This is a genomic window from Acidovorax delafieldii (assembly GCF_007993815.1).
Classification (GTDB): domain Bacteria; phylum Pseudomonadota; class Gammaproteobacteria; order Burkholderiales; family Burkholderiaceae_C; genus Acidovorax; species Acidovorax delafieldii.
On the sequence record NZ_VJWE01000015.1, the window covers coordinates 339251 to 355272 of the forward strand.

General features: G+C 66.1%; 14 protein-coding genes. 6 read left to right on the forward strand and 8 right to left on the reverse strand.

The genetic code is table 11. The features are described 5' to 3' along the window. Nucleotides 1–12: 12 nt before the first annotated feature. From ATF69_RS17460 to ATF69_RS17480, 5 genes are all read right to left on the reverse strand, one after another. Nucleotides 13–387, reverse strand: coding sequence for a 6-pyruvoyl trahydropterin synthase family protein (locus tag ATF69_RS17460; RefSeq protein WP_146871764.1), 375 nt, complete (start codon nucleotides 385–387; stop codon nucleotides 13–15). A 25-nt stretch (nucleotides 388–412) separates the two neighbouring features. Then, complete coding sequence (gene queE / locus ATF69_RS17465) at nucleotides 413–1048, reverse strand: 7-carboxy-7-deazaguanine synthase (RefSeq protein WP_146871765.1); 636 nt, start codon at nucleotides 1046–1048, stop codon at nucleotides 413–415. Between the two features lie 142 nt (nucleotides 1049–1190). Further along, nucleotides 1191–2777, reverse strand: coding sequence for an L-aspartate oxidase (gene nadB / locus ATF69_RS17470; protein WP_146871766.1), 1587 nt, complete (start codon nucleotides 2775–2777; stop codon nucleotides 1191–1193). A 65-nt stretch (nucleotides 2778–2842) separates the two neighbouring features. Continuing rightward, the gene (locus ATF69_RS17475; protein WP_056058577.1) at nucleotides 2843–3706 is read right to left on the reverse strand and encodes a segregation and condensation protein A; all 864 of its coding nucleotides are present in this window, start codon (nucleotides 3704–3706) and stop codon (nucleotides 2843–2845) included. Nucleotides 3707–3770: 64 nt separating this feature from the next. Continuing rightward, on the reverse strand, nucleotides 3771–3977 hold the full coding sequence (locus tag ATF69_RS17480) for a DUF3460 family protein (RefSeq protein ID WP_056058580.1): 207 nt from the start codon (nucleotides 3975–3977) through the stop codon (nucleotides 3771–3773). A gap of 76 nt (nucleotides 3978–4053) precedes the next feature. Here ATF69_RS17480 and ATF69_RS17485 point away from each other — a divergent pair, with 76 nt between their 5' ends. The 3 genes from ATF69_RS17485 to ATF69_RS17495 all read left to right on the forward strand — a co-directional run bounded on the left by ATF69_RS17485 (nucleotide 4054) and on the right by ATF69_RS17495 (nucleotide 7950). After that, complete coding sequence (locus ATF69_RS17485) at nucleotides 4054–4566, forward strand: outer membrane protein assembly factor BamE (protein WP_146871767.1); 513 nt, start codon at nucleotides 4054–4056, stop codon at nucleotides 4564–4566. 154 nt (nucleotides 4567–4720) lie between these two features. Continuing rightward, entirely contained in the window at nucleotides 4721–5362 is a 642-nt protein-coding gene (locus tag ATF69_RS17490) for a YitT family protein (RefSeq protein WP_056058586.1), read from the forward strand. A gap of 410 nt (nucleotides 5363–5772) precedes the next feature. After that, on the forward strand, nucleotides 5773–7950 hold the full coding sequence (locus tag ATF69_RS17495; RefSeq protein ID WP_158641494.1) for an integrin: 2178 nt from the start codon (nucleotides 5773–5775) through the stop codon (nucleotides 7948–7950). Between the two features lie 115 nt (nucleotides 7951–8065). Here ATF69_RS17495 and metG read toward each other — a convergent pair whose 3' ends face one another. Next, entirely contained in the window at nucleotides 8066–10156 is a 2091-nt protein-coding gene (metG, locus tag ATF69_RS17500; protein WP_146871769.1) for a methionine--tRNA ligase, read from the reverse strand. A 174-nt stretch (nucleotides 10157–10330) separates the two neighbouring features. On the opposite strand from metG, the gene ATF69_RS17505 reads away from it, so the two are divergent. Continuing rightward, nucleotides 10331–11446 (forward strand): SMP-30/gluconolactonase/LRE family protein, encoded by a 1116-nt coding sequence (locus tag ATF69_RS17505; protein WP_167514368.1) that lies wholly within the window; start codon nucleotides 10331–10333, stop codon nucleotides 11444–11446. 12 nt (nucleotides 11447–11458) lie between these two features. On the opposite strand, the gene ATF69_RS17510 is transcribed toward ATF69_RS17505, so the two are convergent. After that, on the reverse strand, nucleotides 11459–12730 hold the full coding sequence (locus ATF69_RS17510; RefSeq protein WP_146871770.1) for a patatin-like phospholipase family protein: 1272 nt from the start codon (nucleotides 12728–12730) through the stop codon (nucleotides 11459–11461). Nucleotides 12731–13101: 371 nt separating this feature from the next. Next, nucleotides 13102–13674, reverse strand: a complete 573-nt coding sequence (locus ATF69_RS17520; RefSeq protein WP_056746975.1) for a restriction endonuclease — start codon at nucleotides 13672–13674, stop codon at nucleotides 13102–13104. A 121-nt stretch (nucleotides 13675–13795) separates the two neighbouring features. On the opposite strand from ATF69_RS17520, the gene apbC reads away from it, so the two are divergent. Further along, complete coding sequence (gene apbC / locus ATF69_RS17525) at nucleotides 13796–14887, forward strand: iron-sulfur cluster carrier protein ApbC (RefSeq protein ID WP_146871771.1); 1092 nt, start codon at nucleotides 13796–13798, stop codon at nucleotides 14885–14887. Between the two features lie 25 nt (nucleotides 14888–14912). Then, complete coding sequence (locus ATF69_RS17530) at nucleotides 14913–15869, forward strand: LysR substrate-binding domain-containing protein (RefSeq protein WP_146871772.1); 957 nt, start codon at nucleotides 14913–14915, stop codon at nucleotides 15867–15869. Nucleotides 15870–16022: the final 153 nt, after the last annotated feature.

The window sequence follows — 16022 nt, forward strand, 5'->3', positions numbered from 1 at the left end:
GGCCATGGCCGGTCAGGGCTGTGGAAAGTCCAGCGCGCAGCTGTCGCCCAGCGCCTCGCGCCACACGCGCACGCGGCTCAGGCTGGCGCGCAGGTCGGCGGGCAGCGCCTGGGCGATGAACAGGCACAGGTTCTCCAGCGTGGGTGTGCCAAGGCCGGGCACTTCGTCGAGCATGTGGTGGTCCAGCTGCTCGCGCACCACGGCCAGGCCCTGGCGCAGCAGGCCCAGGTCCAGCACCATGCCGGTGGCAGGGTCGCGCGGGCCGGACAGGAACACTTCGGCGTGGTAGGTGTGGCCGTGTACGCGACGGCTGCCTTCGGCCTCGATCTCGCGGCGCAGGGTGTGGGCGGCGTCGAAGAAAAAGCGCTGGGAGATGGTGAACAACATACGGGAACCAGAAAAGAAAACCGCGTCACCGGATGCCGGTGAGCTTGTGGGTTTGCAGGCTCAATCGCCATGCAGGGTGGGCCAGGCAGGCGTCAATGCAGGCGGCAGTGTTCTGGCGCTGCAGCAGGCCGTCCATGGGCTGCAGAAAGCGGTGGGTGAACTGCGTGTCCTGCTCCAGCGCCTGCAGGTCAAAGCCGGGCTGGGGCCAGACCAGTTTCAGCTCCTGCCCGCTGCGCTGCACCCACGGGGCACCGGCCTTGGGGCTGATGCACAGCCAGTCGATGCCTTCGGGGGCGGCAACCGTGCCGTTGCTTTCGACGGCGATGCGGAACTGCTGGGCGTGCAGCGCGTCGATCAGCGCTGCATCGACCTGCAGCAGGGGCTCGCCGCCGGTCAGCACCACCAGCCGGTGGCTCGCGCCCGCAGGCCATTGCGCAGCGATCAGCTCGGCCAAAGCGGCGGCTGTCTCAAACTTGCCGCCCAGCGTGCCGTCGGTGCCCACAAAGTCGGTGTCGCAGAATTGGCAGATGGCCTGCGCACGGTCTTGCTCGCGGCCCGTCCAGAGGTTGCAGCCTGCAAAGCGGCAGAACACGGCGGGCGTGCCCGCCTGGCCGCCTTCGCCTTGCAGGGTGTAGAAAATTTCTTTGACGCTATATGTCATGAGTGTCCTTGCGCGTGGTGTGCTGAGGCATCGGCCCATACAACTGGCGCCGCCAGGGCGAGGGACACCGAGCAAGGGCCGTCCCGCCGTGAGGGTGTCGTCCCCCTTGAGGGGGAAGGCGCGAAGCGACTCAGGGGGTGTTTCATTTCACCGGCGGAACAAGGATGGTGGGGGCGGCAGGCGCTGCCACCTCGGGGTAGTCGCGGCTGAAATGCAGGCCCCGGCTTTCGCGGCGCAGCTGGGCGCTTTTCACGATGAGGTCGGCCACCTGCACCAGGTTGCGCAGCTCCAGCAGGTCGCGCGTGACGTGGAAGTGTGCGTAGAACTCCTGGATCTCGCCCTGCAGCATCGCAATGCGGTGCGCGGCGCGCTCCAGGCGCTTGTTGGTGCGCACGATGCCCACGTAGTCCCACATGAAGCGGCGCAGCTCGTCCCAGTTGTGGGAGATGACGACGGATTCATCCGCATCGGTCACGCGGCTGTCGTCCCAGGCGGGCACGGTGGGCAGTTCTGTGGTCGGCGCTGCGGCGATGGCCTGCGCGGCGGCGCGTGCAAACACCATGCATTCGAGCAGCGAGTTGCTGGCCAGGCGGTTGGCGCCGTGCAGGCCGGTGCAGGCCACCTCGCCCACGGCGTATAGGCCGGGCAGGTCGGTGCGGCCCGCCAGGTCGGTCAGCACGCCGCCACAGGTGAAGTGGGCGGTGGGCACCACCGGGATGGGCTCCTTCGTGATGTCGATGCCCAGCGACGCGCAGTGGGCCAGGATGTTGGGGAAGTGCTCTTGCAAAAACGCGGGGCTCTGGTGCGAGATGTCGAGGTGCACGCAATCGAGGCCGTGTTTTTTCATCTCGAAGTCGATGGCGCGGGCCACCACGTCGCGCGGGGCCAGTTCGGCGCGCGGGTCGTGGTCGAGCATGAAGCGCGTGCCACCCGCCGAGGGGGGCAGCAGCAGCTTGCCACCCTCGCCGCGCACCGCCTCGCTGATGAGGAAGGATTTTTCGTGCGGGTGGTACAGGCCCGTGGGGTGGAACTGGATGAATTCCATGTTCGCCACGCGGCAGCCCGCGCGCCAGGCGGCGGCAATGCCGTCGCCCGTGGCGGTGTCGGGGTTGGTGGTGTACAGGTACACCTTGCCTGCGCCGCCCGTGGCCAGAATGGTCTGCGGTGCGCGGAAGGTGACGACCTCGTCGGTGTCGCTGTCCAGCGCATACAGCCCCAGGCAGCGGTTACCCGGCAAGCCCAGCTTGCGCGTGGTGATCAGGTCCACCAGCGTGTGCTGCTCGAACAGCGTGATGCCGGGCGTGGCGCGCACCACGTCGATCAGCGTGCGCTGCACGGCCGCGCCGGTGGCGTCGGTCACGTGGGCAATGCGGCGCGCGCTGTGGCCGCCTTCGCGCGTGAGGTGCAACTGGTCGCCTTCGAGTGTGAAGGGCACGCCCAGCTGGCGCAGCCAGGCGATTGATGCGGGTGCGTTTTCCACCACAAAGCGTGTGGTGGCCAGGTCGCACAGGCCTGCGCCGGCCACCAGCGTGTCTTCGATGTGCGCGGCAAAGCTGTCGTCGTCGGCCAGCACGGCGGCAATACCGCCCTGGGCCCAGCCGCTCGATCCATCTTGCAGCGTGCGCTTGGTGATCACGGCCACGCGGTGCGTGGGCGCCAGGTGCAGGGCGGCCGAGAGGCCGGCGAGGCCGCTGCCTACGATGAGAACGTCGAAGTCGTGGGATGCCATGGCTTGCGTGTGAAGGGGGTAATGCCACGGCCACCGGCCAGGGCGGTGAACAGTGGAAGGCGGCCCTAGGCCGGCGTGTAGGCCAGGCGCACGTAGATGGGCGCAAACGCTTCGGCCTGCGTGATCTCGATCAGCGTCTCTTTGGCCAGCTCCAGCAGCGCAATGAAGGTCACCACCAGCACGGTGCTGCCTTTTTCGGGCTCGAAGAGTTCTTCAAACTCCACAAAACGCCGGCCCTGCAGGGTCTTGAGCACCATGCTCATGTATTCGCGCACGCTGAGTTCCTCGCGCGTGATCCGGTGGTGCTGTACCAGCTTGGCGCGTTTGAGGATGTCGCGCCAGGCCTCCTGCAGCTCCACCACATGCACGTCCGGAAAACGCGGCTGCAGGCTTTGCTCGATGTAGACCTGGGCTTTCAGGAAGTCGCGGCCATATTGCGGCATCTGCCCCAGGCGTGCGGCAGCCATCTTCATCTGCTCGTATTCGAGCAGGCGGCGCACCAGCTCGGCACGTGGGTCTTCGGGTTCTTCGCCTTCTGCCTGCTTCTTGGGCGGCAGCAGCATGCGTGACTTGATCTCGATCAGCATGGCGGCCATCAGCAAATACTCGGCTGCCAGTTCCAGGTTGCGGCTGCGGATCTCGTCCACATACGCCAGGTACTGCTTGGTCACCCCCACCATGGGGATGTCGAGGATGTTGAAATTCTGCTTGCGGATCAGGTACAGCAGCAAATCCAGTGGGCCTTCAAAGGCTTCGAGGAAGACTTCGAGCGCGTCGGGCGGGATGTACAGGTCCTGCGGCAGCGCAAACAGCGGTTCGCCGTACAGGCGGGCCAAGGCCACCTGGTCCACCACCACGGGCATGCCCGCCGCGTCCAGCGAGGGCGCGCCGGGCGAGTCTGCCGCTTCGGCTGCGTTCGCAGTGGTCATGGTTTGCTATTGAATCAGGAGCTATCAGCGCAATAAATATCTGCGCTTGCGGCTCAAAAGATGCTCAATCGGCGTTGGTCTGGTATACGTAGGGCTTCTGGGCCACCTGGGCGTCGCGGTACTCGCCCCAGATCTTGCGGTCCACCTGCTTGTCCCACAGCAGGGCACGGCCGGCTTGTTGCTGCTGGTCCAGTTCGGGACGGCTCGCCTTGAGCTGGTTGATGAACTGGGTGGCGTCGGATTGGTAGTCGGGGCGGCGGAAAATAGACATGGACTGTGAACTCTTTCTTGGAACGCGTCAGGCACAGTGATGCACCGAAGGTCCAAGATTTTACCGGGACGAATTTATGCGCTTGATATATCGCTCCGCTGCCCTGGCGGCCGCCACCCTTTCCCTGCTGGTGCTTGCCGCCTGCGACCCGCAACGCATCAGCGAACTCAAGGAGGGCGTTTCGACCGAAGCCGACGTGCGCGACCGCTTCGGCGCCCCCGAGAACGTGTGGGACGAGCCCGGTGGCGCGCGCACCTTCGAGTACAACCGCCAGCCTGCCGGCCAGGTCAACTACATGATCACCATCGGCCCCGACGGCCGCATGACCGCGCTGCGCCAGGTACTCACGCCCGAGACCTTTGCGCGCGTGTCGCCCGGCATGCGCATGGACGAGGTGCGCCGCCTGCTGGGCAAGCCCGCCAAGGTCACGCCCTACGAGCTGAAAAAGGAGACCTGGGCCGACTGGCGCTACCTGGAGGCCCCCAACCAGTCCAAGGTCTTCACGGTGGTCTATGGGCCCGACCAGTTCGTGCTGCGCACGCAGTCGGGGGCGGACACGGACGCACCGGAGTTCAAGGGCGGGAAGTAGCGGCACCTTCGCGCACTGGCCCGCACTGGCGCGTTGCTTGCTTCTCATCTTGCAGACTGAACGCTGGACGCGCGCCGGGCTGTCCCAAAGTGCCCAGCACTCCACCGGCGGAAAGCCCCCGCGCCTTTGCCACGCACCCCAACGCTGAACGCCCATGCCCGATACCCAGCCCCCCGCCCACGACGCTGCACCGCCGCTATCCGCCCTGCGCCATGGCACCTTTGAAGACGCCCAGGCCCTGTTCGCGGGCACCCTGTTCGTGGCCATGGCGCTCATGCTGTTCAACCAGGCGGGGCTGCTGGTGGGCGGCACGGCGGGCGCGGCGTTCTTGCTGCACTACGTCACCGGCATCTCGTTCGGCAAGCTGTTCTTTGTGGTCAACCTGCCGTTCTACTGGTTTGCCTGGACGCGCATGGGGCGCGAGTTCACGATCAAGACCTTTGTCTGCGTGGGCCTGCTGTCGCTGCTGACCGAGCTGTTCCCGCACGTGATGCATGTGGACTACCTGAACCCGCTGTTCGCCTCGTTGCTGGGCGGGTTGCTGCTGGGCACGGGCTGCCTGTTCCTGGCACGCCACCGCTCCAGCCTGGGCGGGGCCACCGTGGTGTCGCTGTACCTGCAAGGCCGCTACGGCATGCGTGCGGGCAAGGTGCAGATGATGATCGATGGCACCGTCGTGCTGCTCGCACTGTGGGTGGTGCCGGTAGACCGTGTGGCGTATTCGGTGCTGGCGGTGCTGGTGATGAGCGGGTTCTTGTGGATCAGCCACCGGCCAGGGCGCTACGTGGGCCATTGAGCGAGACAGCCGCCAGCGCGGTGGCTGACAGTCTCGTCGGTTGGGCGCGACCCCGGGGTTCTGAGTCCCGCCAAACGCTATGGGGCCATTCCATTCTCTGCGTCAACCCTGCTTCAGGGGGGTGCGCTTGCGCGTTCTCCCGCCATAGAGTTCCAGGCACCCCGCCTGCACGCGCACGAGGGAGCCGGACCTATTCGTGCCTCCCGAGGGGTTGAAGTGTCCATGCAGTTCACAGACCCGGAGAACCCTTGATGTATCGAAATTTTTCTGCCATGGCTGAGGCCCTGCGTGTGAGGCTTGCCGGTGCGGCATGGGCGTTGCCTCTGGTCATGGCAGGCGTCCTGGCAGCTTGCGGAGGCGGTGGTGGGGACTCTGCCGAGCCACCGCCTCCCCCACCACCGCCCTCCGCGGTGCAGCATCCGGTGGGGGGCACGGTGACGGGGCTGACGGGCACCCTGGTACTCGCCAACGGAGCGGGTGCGGAAGTGAGCATCACGGCCAGCGGCAGTTACGTCACCAATGTTGCGCAGGGGCAGGCTTACAACATTGTTGTGCGCACCCAGCCGGTGGGGCAGACCTGCGTGGTGGAAAACGGCTCGGGCGTGGTGACAGGCCCGGTCACCAACATCCTGGTGACCTGCACCACCAACACCTATGTGGTGGGTGGGACCGTCACGGGCCTAGTGGGGGGGCTGAGGCTGCGGCTGAACGGCGCTGCAGATTTGCTGCTGACTGACAACGGCGCTTTCCGGTTTGCATCGCCGGTGTCTCACGGCAGCGCCTATGCGGTCACGGTGTATGCGCAGCCTGTGGATCAGGCCTGTACGGTCGAAGCTGGCACCGGAGTCGCTGTGGCGCCGGTCACCCAGGTGAGGGTGCTTTGCAGCACGATCTATACGCCGCCTCCGCCACCGCCCCCACCGCCGCCAGCTCCTCCGGCGCCGGGTGGCCTGGGCGTTGGCTACGGGACGAAGGCGCTGATCTTTTCGTGGACTTCGGCGCCGGGTGCAACCAGCTACACGGTGTACGAGGACCCGGATGGCGCAGGCCCGCTGACACCCGTGCAGATCGGGTCCACCGCCACCACAGGGCTGACCTATGCAGTACCGGTGCTGCTGCACCTGCGGCTGAATGCCACCTACACCGTGCAGGCCTGCAATGCGGGTGGTTGCAGCGCCCCGTCGACGTCTGTGGCGGCCGACATGGTGCGCGCCGTTGGGTACTTCAAAGCGTCGGCGACCACCGCCGAAGGCCGCTTTGGCAACCGCGTGGCCTTGTCCAGCAACGGCACCACCTTGGCCGTGGGGGCCTATGGCGAGGGAGGCAACACCGGCGCGGTGTACGTCTTCACGAAGAGTGGCGCCACGTGGTCGCAGCAGGCGCGCATTGCCGCCCCCAACGGCGAGGCCAACGATTATTTTGGCAATGCCGTGGCGCTGTCTGCCGACGGCAACACGCTGGCCATCGGCGCGGATGGCGAGAGCGGCGACCAGAAGGGCACATTTGCGACGATGCCCGCCACCAACAACCTGGCCAGCAACTCAGGCGCCGTCTATGTGTATTCCCGCACGGGCGCCGTCTGGTCGCAGCAGGCATTCATCAAGGCGAGCAACGCAGATGCCGACGATCTTTTCGGTTCATTCGTAGCCCTCTCGAACGACGGCAACACCCTGGCGGTCGGGGCCTATAACGAGGATGGTGACCTGACCGGAACACACGGCAATGCAGCCTATGCTGCGTCCGGGGCGGCCTACGTCTTTGCCCGCACGGGCACCAGCTGGGCACAGCAAAGCTACCTCAAGGCATCCAACGCCGGTGCGGGAGATTTCTTCGGCATCTACCTCAGCCTGTCGGGCGCGGGCGACACCCTGGCGGTGGGTGCGTTCTTTGAGCGCAGCGCCCTGGCGAGTGATCCTGCAGACGACGCCTTGACCAATGCCGGTGCGGCTTATGTGTTCCAGCGCAATGCGGGGGCATGGTCGCAGCAGGCCTATCTGAAGGCCCCCAGTCCCCAAGCGCAGGACCGCTTCGGTGTGTCGGTCATCCTGTCAGGCGACGGCAACACGCTGGCGGTTGGCACGGATGGAGACAGCAGCAACTACACAGGCACCTTCGTCGTGCCGCCACCGCGCAACACCCTGGCACTCAACTCTGGCGCGGTGTTTGTGTTCATTCGCGCAGGTGGCGTCTGGCAGTCGCAGGCGTACTTGAAAGCTTCCAACACCCGTACCCCCCACCGGTTTGGCAACAACTTGGCCATGTCCAGCGACGGCAACACGCTGGTGGTGCCGTCGTACCGGGACGACAGCAATGCGCGCGGATTCAATGGCGACCAGGCCAACACCGCCGCTGCGGATGCGGGCGCTGTGCTGGTGTTTCGCCGCAGCGCGGGCACCTGGGCGCAGCAAGCCTACCTGAAGGCACCCAATACGGGCACTGGGGACCGGTTTGGTGGCCGTGTGGCGATATCGGGTGACGGCACTACCCTGGCCGTGGGGGCATCCACTGAAGACAGTGGATCGACTGGCGTTGGGAGCAACCAGGTCGACGAAAGCAGCACCAACGCGGGCGCGGTGTACCTGTACTGAAAACTGGATGAAGGGCAGCCGTCAACATGCTGACCCTTCCGCTATCAGTGAATGGCGAGGGGCTCAGCACCCCTCGCATCCTTGACGATTGCTTTGTCTATGAGCGTTGCACGCCTTACCGCACCCGCATGCCTGGCGTGGCGCCCGGCCAGGGGTTGAGCACGTAGATGCCAGGGTTGGCCTTTTCGTCACCATGGCTGGCGGCCAGCACCATGCCTTCGCTCACGCCAAACTTCATCTTGCGCGGGGCTAGGTTGGCCACCATCACGGTGTGCTTGCCCACCAGGTCTTCGGGCTTGTAAGCGCTGGCAATGCCGCTGAACACGTTGCGCGTGCGGCCTTCGCCCACGTCCAGCGTCAGGCGCAGCAGCTTGGTGGAGCCTTCGACCGGCTCACAGTTCACGATCAGCGCAATGCGCAGGTCGATCTTGGTGAAGTCGTCGATGGTGATCGTGGGGGCGAGTTCTTCACCACCAGGGGATGCTACGGTTTCTGTAGCTGCTGGCGCTTTTTCTGCCTGCGCCGGTGGCTCAAACAATGCTTCGAGTTGTTCGGGGGTGACGCGCTGCATCAGGTGCTGGTAGGGCTGGATGGCCTGCACGTCGCCCGCCACGTTCCACTGCTGCATGTTCACACCCACAAAGCCTTGCACCGCCTTGGCCAGGCCCGGCAGCACGGGGGCCAGGTAGCGGGTGAGTGCGGCAAAGGCGTTGACCAGCACCGAGCACACCTGGTGCAGGGCCTCGTTGTTGGCAGCGTCCTTGGCCAGATCCCAGGGCTTGTTCTGGTCCACATAGGCGTTGACCTTGTCGGCCAGCAGCATGATCTCGCGCGTGGCCTTGCTGTATTCCCGCGTTTCGTACATCTGCGCGATGGCGTCGCTGGCACCGCGCACCTCGGCCAGCAGGGCCGCGCCCGTGGTGCCAAATTGGTCGGTCAGCTTGCCGTCAAAGCGCTTGGTCAAGAAGCCCGCCGCCCGGCTGGCAATGTTCACATATTTGCCGATCAAATCGCTGTTCACACGCAGCATGAAGTCTTCGGCATTGAAGTCGATGTCTTCGTTGCGTGCGCTCAGTTTGGCCGCCAGGTAGTAGCGCAGCCATTCCGCATTCATGTTCAGGCTCAGGTACTTGAGCGGGTCCAGGCCCGTGCCCCGGCTCTTGCTCATCTTCTCGCCGTTGTTCACGGTCAAAAAGCCGTGCACAAACACGTTGTTGGGCGTCTTGCGGCCGCTGAAGTGCAGCATGGCGGGCCAGAACAGGGTGTGGAAGGTGACGATGTCCTTGCCAATGAAGTGGTACTGCTCCATCGCCGGGTCGGCCATGTAGGCGTCGTAGCTTTCGCCGCGCTTTTCCAGCAGATTCTTCAGCGACGCGAGGTAGCCCACGGGCGCGTCCAGCCACACGTAGAAGTATTTGCCCGGCGCATCGGGGATCTCGATGCCGAAGTAGGGCGCGTCGCGGCTGATGTCCCAGTCGCCCAGGCCTTCGCTGGTGGTGCCGTCGGGGTTGGTGCGGACGGTGAACCACTCCTTGATCTTGTTGGCCACCTCGGGCTGCAGCTTGCCGTCCTGCGTCCAGTTCTCCAGAAACTCCACGCAGCGTGGGTCCGACAGCTTGAAGAAGAAGTGCTCTGAATTCTTCAGCTCGGGCTTGGCACCCGACAGGGCCGAGAAGGGGTTGATGAGGTCGGTGGGCGCGTACACCGTGCCGCACACCTCGCAGTTGTCGCCGTACTGGTCCTTGGCGTGGCACTTGGGGCATTCGCCCTTGATGTAGCGGTCGGGCAGGAACATGTTCTTCTCGGGGTCGAAGAACTGCTCGATGGTGCGCACCTCGATCAGACCACCGTCGGCGCGGTCGCGCAGGTCGCGGTAGATCTGGCGGGCCAGCTCGTGGTTTTCGGGCGCGTCGGTGCTGTGCCAGTTGTCAAAGCTGATGTGAAAGCCGTCCAGGTACTGCTTGCGGCCGGCAGCAATGTCGGCCACGAACTGCTGGGGCGTCTTGCCGGCCTTTTCGGCGGCGATCATGATGGGCGCGCCGTGGGTGTCGTCGGCCCCCACAAAGTTCACCGCGTGGCCCTGCATGCGCTGGTACCGCACCCAGATGTCGGCCTGGATGTATTCCATGATGTGGCCGATGTGGAAGTTGCCGTTGGCGTACGGCAGGGCGGTGGTAACGAAGAGTTTGCGGGCGGAGGTCGTCATGGAATGCGGCTTTCTCAGGCGGAACCCGTGATTTTAGGCGGTCGGCAGTGTCCTTGACCGCTGCAGGCGCTGCACCGGATAGGCCCGGTCGCGCAGGTGCCAGCCGTGGCCTGTGCGCCAGCCTCTGACGGCGCCACAATGCCCCGCAGTCAAATAATCATGAGGAGACAACACATGGCCAGAACATGGGCAAAACGGGTGGGGTGGGGCGTGGGTGGCGCGATATTGGTGGTGGCTGCCTATCTGGCGGCGTGGCCTGTGCCCATTCAGCCGGTGGCCTGGACTGCACCTGCCGCCCCTGGCTACCAGGGCGTGCACGCCCCCAACCAGCGCCTGGCCCAGCTGAACATCATTGATCTCAAAGGCGAGGTGGGCCCCGAGCACATCGCCTTTGGCAAGGACGGCAAGCTCTACACCACCGTGCTCAGCGGCAACATTTTGCGCATGAACCCCGACGGCTCGGGTCAGGAGGTGTTTGCCAACACCGGCGGGCGGGTGCTGGGATTCGACTTCGATGCGGCGGGCCACCTGATCGCGGCCGATGCCATCAAGGGCCTGCTGTCCATCGCTCCGGACGGCAAGCTCACCGTGCTGGCCGACAAGGTGGGCGACGACCCCATCCGCTATGCCGACGCTGTGGTGGTGGCCCAGAACGGCAAGATGTACCTGAGCGACGCCTCCACCCGCTTTGCCCCCAAGGACTGGGGCGGTACGTTTGAGGCCAGCGTGCTCGACATCCTCGAGCAGGCCAGCACGGGCCGGGTGATCGAATACGACCCCGCCACCCGCACCGCACGCGTGGTCGCCCGGGGCATCAGCTTTGCCAACGGCGTGGCGCTGAGCCAGGACGAGAAAAGCCTGTTCGTCAACGAAACCGGCAAATACCGGGTGTGGAAGATTGCGGTGGATGCGAATGACCTCGACATTGGTCAGGCCAGCCCCCAGGCCCGCGTGCTACTCGACAACCTGCCCGGTTACCCCGACAACCTGATGCGTGGGCAGGACGACAAGGTGTGGCTGGGCTTTGCCAAGCCGCGCGGAGCAGCCATCGACAACATGGCGGGCAAGCCCTGGCTGCGCAGCCTGACCCTGCGCCTGCCGCGCGCGCTCTGGCCCATTCCCCAGCCCTACGGCCACGTGATCGCGTTCACCGACGATGGCAAGGTGGTGGCCGACCTGCAGGACCCGAGCGGCGCCTACCCCGAGACCACGGCCATCACCGAGACGGCCGACCGGCTGTATGTGCAAAGCCTGCACGCACACGGCCTGGGCTGGTTGCCCAAACCGTAGGGGGTCAGCGGCTCAGTCCTCCGCTCCGTGGTGCTTCGTCCGCACCTCGGCACCGGTATCCGTCCATCCAAAAAATTGGCACACCTCGGCCCGCATGGCCAGGGTGTCGGCCCGGCCCAGCGCCATCAGCTCCTGCGTGTAGCCGGACTCGAACAGCAGGTAGCTGGCCAGCGCCGCGCCGCGCACATCGGCCATGTTGGACGTGACCCCCAGGGCGCCCAGCATGGTGCGCACGGGGCCCGGCAGGTCGCCCACGTGGCGCGCAGCCACGGCGTCCAGGCGCTGCGAGGGGGCGATCACCAGCAGCTCGATGGGGCGCAGCGCGCTGTGCAGGCGCTTTTCTTCGGGGATCAGCGACAGGGTCTGGTTGATGCGCTGCACGCGCTCCACGTCCACCGCCAGCGCATCCAGAAAGATGTTGGACAGCGCATGCCCCGCAATCTGCGCCAGCGTGGGGTAGGTGGCCGTGGGGTTGGCGGCGGCATCGCCCTTGGGCTCGTGCATGCGGCCCGCGCCGATCACCAGGATGCGCTCGGCCCCCAGATGGATGGCCGGGGCAATAGGCGCCGACTGGCGCATGGAGCCATCGCCGAAGTATTCGGTGTGGTCATCCACCTCGATGCCCTTGGCTGGAAAGATGAAGGGAATGGCCGACGACGCGAGCAGATGCTCGTGCGTGATGCGGTCGCTGGCCGCCTTGCGCTGGGAGCGCACCCAGGGCTTGACGGGCGTGGCCGCTTCAAAAAAGGTGACGTGCTCGCCCGAGCTGTAGCTGGACGCCGTCACGGCGAGCGCGGTGAGATGCCCCTTGCGGATCAGCCGGGGCAGGCGCACCAGGGGCACCATCTTGACCAGCAGCTTCTCCAGTGGCGAGTTGTCCAGCAGCGAGCGCGGCCGCATGCGCCGCCAGCGCGCCAGCGCCCAGCCCAGCGACACCAGCGTGAGCCAGCGCGCGCCGCTGCGCATCACGCTGAGCGAGTCGGCGCCATACACTTGGCTGGCATGGAACTGCCGCCACACGCGTGCAATGCGGCGTACCGCACGGTCAAAGTGGTCGGCCCCGCAGGCCAGGGCGGCTGCGTTGATGGCCCCCGCCGAGGTGCCGGTGATGATGGGAAAGGGGTTGGGGCCGCCGCCTTCGCCACAGGCCTGGCGCAGGTCGGCAATGGCTTCCAGCACGCCCACCTGGTAGGCAGCGCGGGCACCGCCGCCAGTCAGCAGCAGGCCCGTGGCGGGTGTGGCGGGTATGTTGCCAGGGGCTGCGGTAGGGGTTGTGGGGGGCATGGACGGTGGGGCGGTGTAAGGCTCCCAGTGTGGAGGGGCGCCCGGGCGCAGCTCATGTGGGAAAACCCGCATGTGCGGGCCACCCCACAGGGGGTGGTCTTAGAACCTGTTCACAGTCTTTTTGGAGATTACATTGGAGTGCAATCGGGAGGAGTGGATGCTTCGGGTGCGCCGCATGGGCTCATGCCCATGCAAGCGGCCGGGGCGTTCAATCGCCCGATTTCACTCCAACCCTTCGGGCAAGTGCCTTGCCGGGCGGTCTGCGGCGGAGCAAAGCTTGCCAATAGCACGGGCTATTGGCAGCGCCCCGCGCCTTGCATCCCATCCCGGCAAGGCACTTGTGCAACTCCAAAAAGACTGTGAACAGGTTCTTAACGCTGCTTGAGCAGCAGTTGCGCCACCGCGTCACCTTGCAGCACCACGATGCCGTGCTCCCGGGCAAACGCCTGGGCGTTCTCGCTGACCTGGCCCAGGGCGGCCACGTAAACGCCCGCCGACGCATCGGCAGCGGTCATGGCCGTGTGCAGCTCCCGCAGGGGCTCCACCCCGTGGGTAGCGGCCTTCCAGCGCTTGGCGCTGACCAGCGTGGTCTTGCCGCCCTGGCTCAGGCGCATGTCGGCCCCGGTGGCGTTGCTGCCGGTCAGGCGCTCCACGCTGTAGCCCGCGCGTTCCCAGGCGGTGGCCAGGGTGTCGGCGAAGCTGCGCCAGGGCATGCTGCCCACGGCCTCCAGCATCTCCACCACCTTGGCGGGGTTGGGCGCGCGCAGCTGCTTCCAGGCTGCGATGCAGCCCACCACAAAGATGGGGAACCCTGCCAGCGCGCCCACGACAAAGTACTCCTTGGGCAACAACGCCCCGGCCGCCAGCGTGATGAGGCCCACCACCACAAAGCTGATCCACCACGGCGAGCGCAGCAGGACGGCAAACAGGGAGTTTTCGGACATCTTGAATTTCACGGGAGGCCTTTTGGGGTGAGTGCGACGGTGCAATGCGGTGCGCATTGTCCTTCAGCGGCAGGGGGCGGGAGCTTGGGAATAGACTACCGGCCCCACAGGAGTTATTTGAATGGCAGTCACCGAACAGGGCCTTTTGGCCGCACTTTCCAGCGTGCTGGACCCCCACACGGGCAAGGATTTTGTCAGCACCCGCGCCCTGCGCAACCTGCAGATCACCGGTGGCGACGTGGCGTTTGACGTGGAACTGGGCTACCCCGCCAAGAGCCTGGTGCCCGAGCTGCGCCGCCAGCTGGTGGCCGCCGCCAAGGGCGTGGCGGGGGTGGACAACGTGTCGGTCAACATCACCACCAAGGTCATCGCCCATGCCGTGCAGCGCGGCGTGCAGCTCTTGCCCCAGGTCAAGAACATCATCGCCGTGGCCTCGGGCAAGGGCGGCGTGGGCAAGAGCACCACGGCCGCCAACCTGGCCCTGGCCCTCGCTGCAGAAGGCGCCAGTGTTGGCGTGCTCGACGCCGACATCTACGGCCCCAGCCAGCCCATGATGCTGGGCATCAACCGCCGCCCCGAAAGCGACGACGGCAAGACCATGGAGCCGCTCGAAAACTACGGCGTGCAGGTCATGTCCATCGGCTTCCTGGTGGACCAGGACGAAGCCATGATCTGGCGCGGCCCCATGGCCACCCAGGCGCTGGAGCAGCTCTTGCGCCAGACCAACTGGAAAGACCTCGACTACCTCATCATCGACATGCCGCCCGGCACTGGCGACATCCAGCTCACGCTGAGCCAGCGCGTGCCCATGACCGGCGCCGTGATCGTGACCACACCGCAGGACATCGCACTGCTGGACGCCAAGAAGGGCATCAAGATGTTCGAGAAGGTGGGTGTGCCCATCCTCGGCATCGTCGAGAACATGGCAGCCCATGTGTGCAGCAACTGCGGCCATGTGGAGCACATCTTTGGCGCCGACGGCGGCAAGAAGATGGCGGCCGAATACCACATGGACTACCTGGGCGCGCTGCCGCTGGACATGAGCATCCGCCTGCAGGCCGACAGCGGCAAGCCCACCGTGGTGGCCGACCCGGACGGGGACGTGGCCAAGATCTACAAGAAGGTGGCGCGCGATGTGGCGGTGAAGATCGCCCAGCAGGCCAAGGACTTCTCGAACAAGTTCCCCACCATCTCGATCAGCAAGAACACCTGATCCTCCTGAGTCGCCCCACCGCGCCATGAACCTGCTCGCGTCCCTGCGCTACCTGGTGGCGCTGCACGAGCACCGGCACTTTGGCCGGGCGGCGCAGGCCTGCCACATCACGCAGCCGGCGCTCTCCAACGCGCTGCGCGCGCTGGAAAAGGAGTTTGGCGTGGTGGTGGTGCGCCGAGGGCGCAGCTTTGAAGGCTTCACGCCTGAGGGTGAGCGTGTACTGGCATCCGCCCAGCGCATGCTGCACGAGCACCAGGTGCTGCAGCAGGACCTGAGCGGCGACGCCGCCCACCCGCGCGGCACGCTGCGCCTGGGCGCGGTGCCCACGGCCATGCCCATCCTCGCGCGGTTTGCGGTGCAGCTGCAGGCGCGGCACCCGGGCATCGTGCCGGTGGCACTGTCGATGAGCTCGCAGGCGCTGGAGGCCGGGCTGGAAAACATTTCGCTGGACCTGGCGCTGGGCTACACCGAGCGCATGCCCGCACGCGGTGGGCCACTGCGGGCCTGGCCGCAGTATGTCGAGCACTACTTTCTGCTGCGCCGCGCACCGCGCCCGCTCCAGGGCCCGGCGCGTGGGCTGCAGATCGGCCCGTCCATGGCCTGGGCCGATGCGGCGGCGCTGCCGCTGTGCCTGCTCACCCCGGAGATGCACAACCGCAGCCTGGTCGATGGCGCCTTCCGCGCGGCAGGCGCCACGGTCATGCCGGCCATGGAAACCGATTCGGTGCTGACCCTGGCGCTGAGCGTGGTGGCGGGCCAGTTGTGCAGTGTCCTGCCCGGTGCGCTGGTCGATGCCGTGCGCGGCCATGAGGGGCTGGAGGCGCTGCCTCTTACCGCTCCCGTGCTCACCACGCCCATCGGATTCATGTCGCACCGGCAGGTGCAGCCCACCCGCGCCCTCGATGCAGCGCTGGCACTGGCGCAGGACCCCGACTGGTTGCAGCACGCCGCCGCACACAGTGGGCTTCTGGTCGCCGATTGAGCGCTGACCGCACGGGTTGCGGCGGGTGATTCATGAGCAGTTGCAAAAACGGCCGTTTCATTTGTTTTTGTGATCGACCCATGTGCATCGGCAATTTGACGCCGCAGGCGCCCGTGGCCGACACTGCGGCGGCCCGGGCACCCTATGCAGGTG

Coding starts and splice junctions, on each gene's coding strand:
- ATF69_RS17460 (WP_146871764.1), bottom strand. CDS start 387: ATGTTGTTCACCATCTCCCAGCGCTTTTTCTTCGACGCCGCCCACACC.
- queE (WP_146871765.1), bottom strand. CDS start 1,048: ATGACATATAGCGTCAAAGAAATTTTCTACACCCTGCAAGGCGAAGGC.
- nadB (WP_146871766.1), bottom strand. CDS start 2,777: ATGGCATCCCACGACTTCGACGTTCTCATCGTAGGCAGCGGCCTCGCC.
- ATF69_RS17475 (WP_056058577.1), bottom strand. CDS start 3,706: ATGACCACTGCGAACGCAGCCGAAGCGGCAGACTCGCCCGGCGCGCCC.
- ATF69_RS17480 (WP_056058580.1), bottom strand. CDS start 3,977: ATGTCTATTTTCCGCCGCCCCGACTACCAATCCGACGCCACCCAGTTC.
- ATF69_RS17485 (WP_146871767.1), top strand. CDS start 4,054: ATGCGCTTGATATATCGCTCCGCTGCCCTGGCGGCCGCCACCCTTTCC.
- ATF69_RS17490 (WP_056058586.1), top strand. CDS start 4,721: ATGCCCGATACCCAGCCCCCCGCCCACGACGCTGCACCGCCGCTATCC.
- metG (WP_146871769.1), bottom strand. CDS start 10,156: ATGACGACCTCCGCCCGCAAACTCTTCGTTACCACCGCCCTGCCGTAC.
- ATF69_RS17505 (WP_167514368.1), top strand. CDS start 10,331: ATGGCCAGAACATGGGCAAAACGGGTGGGGTGGGGCGTGGGTGGCGCG.
- ATF69_RS17510 (WP_146871770.1), bottom strand. CDS start 12,730: ATGCCCCCCACAACCCCTACCGCAGCCCCTGGCAACATACCCGCCACA.
- ATF69_RS17520 (WP_056746975.1), bottom strand. CDS start 13,674: ATGTCCGAAAACTCCCTGTTTGCCGTCCTGCTGCGCTCGCCGTGGTGG.
- apbC (WP_146871771.1), top strand. CDS start 13,796: ATGGCAGTCACCGAACAGGGCCTTTTGGCCGCACTTTCCAGCGTGCTG.
- ATF69_RS17530 (WP_146871772.1), top strand. CDS start 14,913: ATGAACCTGCTCGCGTCCCTGCGCTACCTGGTGGCGCTGCACGAGCAC.